The sequence below is a fragment of the Comamonas jiangduensis genome (assembly GCF_030162955.1).
GTDB classification, from domain to species: Bacteria; Pseudomonadota; Gammaproteobacteria; order Burkholderiales; family Burkholderiaceae_C; genus Comamonas; species Comamonas jiangduensis.
Genome location: NZ_JARXOV010000003.1, coordinates 284,189 through 291,069 on the forward strand (window position 1 = coordinate 284,189; position 6,881 = coordinate 291,069).

Below are 6,881 nucleotides of genomic sequence, written 5' to 3' on the forward strand. Positions count from 1 at the left end.
GCCATCCACCGCGCCCTCACAGGCCCTTCCTAAAAAAGGAGCTGCTAGCGCTTTGATTAACTGGGTTTTCATGTCAAAACATGTTGAAACCAAGCATTGACCTGCGCTAGCAGCTCCTCTTTCTTGATAAGCACCTGTACTACCCGCACGCACGCGGTGGCTGCCGCACTGCGGGGATAATCGCCGCATGACGTCTTCTGCTGCCGACACCTGCGCGCTCTCTGCCGCCCCCCGCATCGCTGCGCTGCACACGCAGGCCGTGCAGTGGCACCACGCCGAGCGCGGCGTACAGATGCAAGAGCGCGTGCTGGCCAGCGAGGTGCCGATCGCCCTGGTGTTCAACGGCATCGCTCACGCCGTGATGATGGGCACGCCGTTAGATCTGGAAGACTTTGCCATCGGCTTTGCGCTGAGCGAAGGCATTATTGACAGCGCTGCCGACTGCTATGGCGTGGAAGTGTCGCCCGTGGCCGCCGCCGCTGCTGGCTTGCCCGCCGGCATGGATGGCATGGAAGTGCAGCTGGAGATTGCGTCACGCTGCTTTGCCCGCCTGAAAGACCACCGTCGCAGCATGAGCGGGCGCACCGGCTGCGGCGTGTGCGGCGTGGAAAGCTTTGCCGCACTGGATTTGTCCTTCGATGCCCTGCCCGCACGCGACTGGGTGGCCCAGGTGGATTTGCCCACCGTGCTCCAGGCCATCAACAACCTGCCCCCGCTGCAACGGCTCAACGCCCAGGCTGGTGCGATTCACGCCGCAGGCTGGGCCACGCTGGACGGGCAAGTCCACGACGTGGTGGAAGACGTGGGCCGCCACAACGCCCTGGATAAATTGCTGGGCCGCCTGGCCCGCACGGGCCGCCTGGCCGAACCCGGTTTTGTGGTGCTCTCCAGCCGCGGCAGCCATGAACTGGTGCGCAAATGCGCCAAGCTGGGGATTGGCGCCCTGGCCACCATCTCGGCCCCCACCGCCATGGGCGTGCGCATGGCCGAACTCACCGGTTTGCGCTTTTGGGGCCTGTGCCGCCCCCCCCAGGCCACGCTGTATGCAGCAGGGAGGCATGACGCTGACTTGACGGCGCCGGAACCCGAGCAGCCCGCCCCGTCACCCCGTCTTGCGTAGAATACGGCGCTCTGTCAGCCCCTGGATGAACACCATGAATCGCTGCTTGCTTTCTTCTTTGGTCGCCGTGCCCCTGCTCGCCGCAGCAATGACCTGCGCCGCCCAAACCACCTTGCCGCAAGTGCAAACGGCCGTGACCGCCCCCAAAGTCGGTCAGCGCCCCTTTCCCAGCCATGCGCAATTTGGCATTTTGCGTATCGACCAAGTGCCCAACGCCCAGATCAATGGGCAAGCTATTCGCACAGCCCCCGGTTTTCGTCTCTTCAGCCCTGACAACAAACTGATTTTTGCCCACACGGTGCAAAGCCAGGAACTGAAGGTGGCCTACGTCCTCGAAGCCAGCACCCAATGGCTGCTGACGGCCTGGATCCTCACCCCCGAGGAACTGACCTCTTTCAAAGCCAAGCGCTAAAGCATTACGCAGCGCACGCTGACACGCGCCGTAAGGGCGCTCCCCCCATACCGCCCGCCCTGCTTGCCTGGGCGGCCGTTTTTACTTGAAAGCACAGCCGCATTCCGCGTCGCTGTGCGGTGACTACCATGAGCAAAAAAGTATTTATCAAAACCTTCGGCTGCCAGATGAACGAGTACGACTCGGACAAGATGGCCGACGTGCTGGGCGCTGCCCAAGGCTATGAAGCCACGCAAAACATGGAAGAAGCCGACCTGATTTTGTTCAACACCTGCTCGGTACGCGAGAAGGCGCAGGAGAAGGTGTTCAGCGACCTGGGCCGCATCAAGCACCTCAAAGAAAAAGGCGTGCTGATTGGCGTGGGCGGCTGCGTGGCCAGCCAGGAGGGCGATGAAATCATCAAGCGCGCGCCCTATGTGGACGTGGTGTTTGGCCCCCAGACCCTGCACCGCCTGCCTGAGCTGCTGAACGCCCGCGCCGCCAAGGCCAAGCCCCAGGTGGACATCTCCTTCCCCGAGATCGAGAAGTTCGATCACTTGCCCCCCGCACGCGTGGAAGGTGCCTCGGCCTTTGTCTCCATCATGGAAGGCTGCTCCAAATACTGCAGCTACTGCGTGGTGCCCTACACGCGCGGCGAGGAGGTCAGCCGCCCGTTTGAAGACGTGCTGGTGGAAGTGGCGGGCCTGGCCGACCAGGGCGTGAAGGAAGTCACGCTGCTGGGCCAGAACGTGAATGCCTACCAGGGCAAGATGGGCGACACGGCCGAAATCTGCGACTTTGCCCTGCTGCTGGAATACGTAGCCGAGATCCCCGGCATTGAGCGCATCCGCTACACCACCAGCCACCCCAATGAGTTCACGCCCCGTTTGATTGAAGCCTACGCCAAGATTCCTAAGCTGGTCAGCCACCTGCACCTGCCCGTGCAACATGGCAGCGACAAGATCTTGATGGCCATGAAGCGCGGCTACACCGCTATGGAATACAAGAGCACGATTCGCAAGCTGCGCGCCATCCGCCCCGATATGGCGATGAGCTCGGACTTCATCGTGGGCTTCCCCGGCGAGACCGAGGAAGACTTCCAGAAAATGATGAAGCTCATCCACGATGTGCGCTTTGACAACTCGTTCAGCTTCATCTTCAGCCCCCGCCCCGGCACGCCCGCGGCCAACCTGCACGATGACACCCCGCACGAGGTGAAGCTGCGCCGCCTGCAGGAGCTGCAGGCCGTGATCAACCAGAACATCAAGGACATCAGCCTGGAGCGCGTGGGCACCGTGCAAAAAATCTTGGTCGAAGGCTTGAGTAAACGCGACAACGGTGAGTTGATGGGCCGCACCGAGTGCAACCGCGTGGTCAACTTCCCCGGCAACGAGCGCCTGATTGGTCAGCTGGTGGATGTGAAGATCACCGAGGCCATGACCTACACCCTGCGCGGTGAAGTCGCCATCCAAGACTAAGCCATGCTGTAGCAGCCGGGCCTCACCTGCACAGGTGGGGCCCGGCCTGCAGCATCCACAATGGCTTACGCGCTGGGTTTATTTTGCTGCGCTTTTTGATAGCGCAAGACCACCCGTGCCAGCAGCAGCGCTGCCACTATTGCTAAGTAAACACCCACCTCCGCCAGATTGTTTTTGCCTGCGCGCATCCACCAAAAGTGCAGCACAGCCAACGCCGCTGCAGCGTACACCGCGCGGTGCAGCGCCTGCCAGCGCTTGCCCCCCAGCCGCCTGATCAGCGCAGGGATTGAGGTAATGGCCAGCACCAGCAAAATCAGCCAGGCCAGCGTGCCCACCAAAATAAAAGGCCGCTGGGCCAAATCATCCAGCACAGCACCCCAGTCCAGCCCCATATCCAGCAGCACGTAGCACACCCAGTGCAAACTGGCATAGGCAAACGCATACAGGCCCAGCATGCGGCGGTATCCTGCCAACCAGCGCCAGTGCAACCACACGCGCAGCGGCGTAACCGCCAACACCAGGCACACAAAACGCATGGCCCACAACCCCAGCGCGCGCAGCAAAGCCTCTGCAGGATTGGCCCCCAAACCATCCGTGGCTACCAAATACCCCAACCAGAGTGCAGGCAGCAGGCACAAGCCGTGCAGTGCCATGCGTTGCAGGCTTTTTCCAGAAAACGGCATACCGATCATTCAGAAGTTCTTGCGCAAATCCATGCCCGCGTACAGCCGCGCCACCTGTTCCTCGTACCCGTTGAACAGCTGGGTTTTGCGCTTGGGTGCCAGCAAGCCGCCCTCACCAATACGGCGCTCGGTGGCCTGGCTCCAGCGAGGGTGCGGCACCTCGGGATTCACGTTGGAATAAAAGCCATATTCATTGCGTGCAGCCTTGTTCCAGGCCGTGCGTGGCTCACTTTCCACCAAGCGAATCGCAACAATGCTCTTGGGACTTTTAAAGCCGTATTTCCAAGGCACCATGACACGCACCGGAGCACCATTTTGTTTTGGCAACTCGTGGCCGTACATGCCAAAAGTGAGCAGTGTCAACGGGTGCATTGCCTCGTCCAAGCGCAGACCTTCTGTGTAGGGCCAGTTCAACACCGCCCGGCGCAACCCTGGCATGGACTGCGAATCGGCCAGCGTGACGAACTCCACATACTTCGCACTACCCTGGGGCTCCACCTGCGCCAGCAGTTTGGAGAGCGAGTAACCGATCCAAGGAATCACCATCGACCAGCCTTCCACGCAACGCAGCCGGTAAATACGCTCCTCTTGCGCACTGAGCTTTTGCAGCGCGTCCAGATCCAAGGTTTGGGGTTTGTTCACCAGCCCTTCCACACGCACCGTCCAAGGCCGCACCGGCATGGCCTGTGCATTGCGCACCGGGTCTTCTTTGCCCAGTCCAAATTCGTAGAAATTGTTGTAGCTTGAAGCATCTGCAAACGGTGTGAGCTTGTCCGCTACTCGCGCGCCGGACACCGTTGATTCCACTGCCGACACCGGCTTGAGCCCCGCAAAGGCACTGTTTTCTGCCCATGCCGCACCCGATGCCAAAGCCACGCCACTGGCAGCAGACCACTGCAAAAATTCACGCCGCTGCAAATACGCGGCTTCTGGGGTGATTTCGCTGCTGTGGGGATGCATAAAACCCGATGCGCCAGTTTGAATCAACATATTGAGGTCCTTGAATCAGGTGCGCCTAAAAGTTTTGCGCCATCTTCATGAGGAGTCACACACTACTGCCGAAGTTCCTCGCGCCCCACGTGCTGCTGATGTACCAATACTGTTCACATGGAAAAATGTTCCATATACCCTGCAGCACCTCCGGAAAGAGCAGGACGTCTCCCAAACCCAAGCTACCAGACAAGAAAAAAGCCTGCTACGCAAAACGAAGCAGGCTTTCCTTTATTTGACTGGTAGGGCGTGACAGACTTGAACTGTCGACCAAAGGATTATGAGTCCTCTGCTCTAACCAACTGAGCTAACGCCCCAACCGGGTTTTGCCCATTCGTTGGAACGCACAAAACTCGCGTATTGTAACGGCTAGCGTTGGTGGCTCAGCGCATTACTGACTAACTTGGAGGTAATGTCTACAATCTGAATCATCTTGTCGTAATGCATGCGCGTAGGGCCGATCACCCCCAAAGTCCCCACCACCTGCCCATCCACCTCATACGGCGCGCTGACCACTGACAGCTCCTCAAACGGCACCACTTGGCTCTCCCCGCCGATATAGATGCGCACCCCTTCGGCTTTGCTGGAGAAATCCAGCAAGCGCAAAATTTGGGTCTTTTGCTCAAACAGATCAAAAGCGCGGCGCAGATTGCTCATATCACTGGAAAAATCACTCACCGCCAGCAAATTACGCTCACCAGAAATGATGACCTGCTCTTGCGGCGCTGGTGTCATGACTTCTGCACTGACGTTCACAGCGGCTTGCATCAGGCTGGCGACTTCGCCGCGCAATTGCTCCACTTCTTGCTGCATACGCTCGCGCACCTGCTCCATATCAAGCCCTGCATAGTGCGCATTGATGAAGTTCGATGCTTCCAGCAACTGCGTCGATGAGAACTCCACATCGGTAAATATCACGCGATTTTGTACATCGCCTTGCGGGGAGACGATGATGACTAGCACCCGCCGCTCTGACAGCTTGACGAATTCCAGATGCTTAAACACCGAGCTGCGCCGAGGCGCCATCACCACGCCAACAAACTGCGACATGTTCGAGAGCAGTTGCGCGGCATTAGCGATGACTTTTTGCGGCTGCTCAGCAGGCAGTTCTGGAGCAATCAATCCACTGTTTTGTACAGTGAGCATGGTGTCGACAAACAAGCGGTAGCCACGCGCTGTGGGAATGCGGCCTGCCGAGGTGTGGGGACTGACGATCAGCCCCATCTCCTCCAAGTCAGACATAACATTGCGTATGGTTGCAGGCGACAATTCCAAACCAGAAGCACGCGACAACGTGCGCGACCCCACGGGTTGGCCGTCCGAGATATAGCGCTCGACCAGCGCTTTCAACAACAACTTGGCACGTTCATCGAGCATGTTTTGATTTTAATGATGTATTTAAACGACAAGCTTAGACCAACGACCACGACCTTCATGGCGATGAATCGAATCCCTCAAACAAGCAACTGAAACAGACCACATCACAGCCAGTTCAGGCTGCGTATAAGCACCAGAACGCCAAAGCTGAACGATAAGAGGCATATCGTCAGCAGGAATACTCCGAGGCTTTGACCAGTTCTTACCTCTCGCCCTAGCGGCAGCCTGTCCAGCCATGACACGTTCACGAATCATTGAGCGCTCGAGCTGGGCCACGGCACCAAGAACCTGAAACGTAAATTCACCAAACGGAGAGGTGGTATCCAAAGGTTCGGTAAGGCTACGAATACAAGCTCCAGCATCACGCAAACGACGCTGTACTGAAAGCAAATCCGGCAAGCTACGAGCAATTCTGTCGAGCTTCCAAACGACGAGAACATCATCACGGCGCAAAGAAGCAATAGCTCTTTGTAGCTCGGGACGAGGGCCAACGCCAGAACCAGATTCAGTGAAGATTTTTCGAACACCTGCACGCCTTAAAGCATCGTGCTGCATAGCGGTGTCTTGATCTTGTGTACTTACACGTGCATAGCCGACCAACATGGATTCACTTGCCCCAAACTAACTCCGAAACCAAGCCTTGAGGGCATAAACAACGATAGAGACCAAGGCGAAAAACAAGCCAAGGTTTTGGAAATTTCTAATCCAAGCGTTCCGATAGTGCTTTCTTTTGTGCTCAGCAACGCCAATACGAAAGTCAGCGTTTTCTTTGTAGCCAGAACGCTTGTTCCACTTTTGCTTCCAGTAATCGCGTGTATCTAGTGCCATCTGAGCATCTTAGC

The 6,881-nt window shown here is 57.9% G+C and carries 7 protein-coding genes and 1 tRNA gene; 3 read left to right on the forward strand and 5 right to left on the reverse strand.

The window, feature by feature from the left end; translation table 11 throughout:
- Positions 1-187: 187 nt before the first annotated feature.
- From fdhD to miaB, 3 genes are all read left to right on the forward strand, one after another.
- Positions 188-1,120, forward strand: coding sequence for a formate dehydrogenase accessory sulfurtransferase FdhD (gene fdhD / locus QEP12_RS04235; RefSeq protein ID WP_284213448.1), 933 nt, complete (start codon positions 188-190; stop codon positions 1,118-1,120).
- Between the two features lie 34 nt (positions 1,121-1,154).
- Positions 1,155-1,532 carry a hypothetical protein gene (locus tag QEP12_RS04240; protein WP_174862854.1) on the forward strand — a complete coding sequence of 126 codons (378 nt, stop codon included), beginning with the start codon at positions 1,155-1,157 and terminating at the stop codon, positions 1,530-1,532.
- A gap of 128 nt (positions 1,533-1,660) precedes the next feature.
- Positions 1,661-2,989 (forward strand): tRNA (N6-isopentenyl adenosine(37)-C2)-methylthiotransferase MiaB, encoded by a 1,329-nt coding sequence (gene miaB, locus QEP12_RS04245; RefSeq protein ID WP_284213449.1) that lies wholly within the window; start codon positions 1,661-1,663, stop codon positions 2,987-2,989.
- A 65-nt stretch (positions 2,990-3,054) separates the two neighbouring features.
- Here the strand turns inward: miaB and msrQ are convergent, their stop codons facing one another.
- From msrQ to QEP12_RS04270, 5 genes are all read right to left on the reverse strand, one after another.
- Positions 3,055-3,672, reverse strand: coding sequence for a protein-methionine-sulfoxide reductase heme-binding subunit MsrQ (gene msrQ, locus QEP12_RS04250; protein ID WP_284213450.1), 618 nt, complete (start codon positions 3,670-3,672; stop codon positions 3,055-3,057).
- Positions 3,673-3,681: 9 nt separating this feature from the next.
- Positions 3,682-4,662, reverse strand: a complete 981-nt coding sequence (gene msrP / locus QEP12_RS04255) for a protein-methionine-sulfoxide reductase catalytic subunit MsrP (RefSeq protein ID WP_174864014.1) — start codon at positions 4,660-4,662, stop codon at positions 3,682-3,684.
- 240 nt (positions 4,663-4,902) lie between these two features.
- Positions 4,903-4,979, reverse strand: a tRNA-Ile gene (locus QEP12_RS04260).
- 52 nt (positions 4,980-5,031) lie between these two features.
- Entirely contained in the window at positions 5,032-6,039 is a 1,008-nt protein-coding gene (gene hrcA, locus QEP12_RS04265) for a heat-inducible transcriptional repressor HrcA (protein ID WP_219163791.1), read from the reverse strand.
- A 21-nt stretch (positions 6,040-6,060) separates the two neighbouring features.
- On the reverse strand, positions 6,061-6,642 hold the full coding sequence (locus tag QEP12_RS04270; protein ID WP_284213451.1) for a recombinase family protein: 582 nt from the start codon (positions 6,640-6,642) through the stop codon (positions 6,061-6,063).
- Between the last annotated feature and the right edge of the window lie 239 nt (positions 6,643-6,881).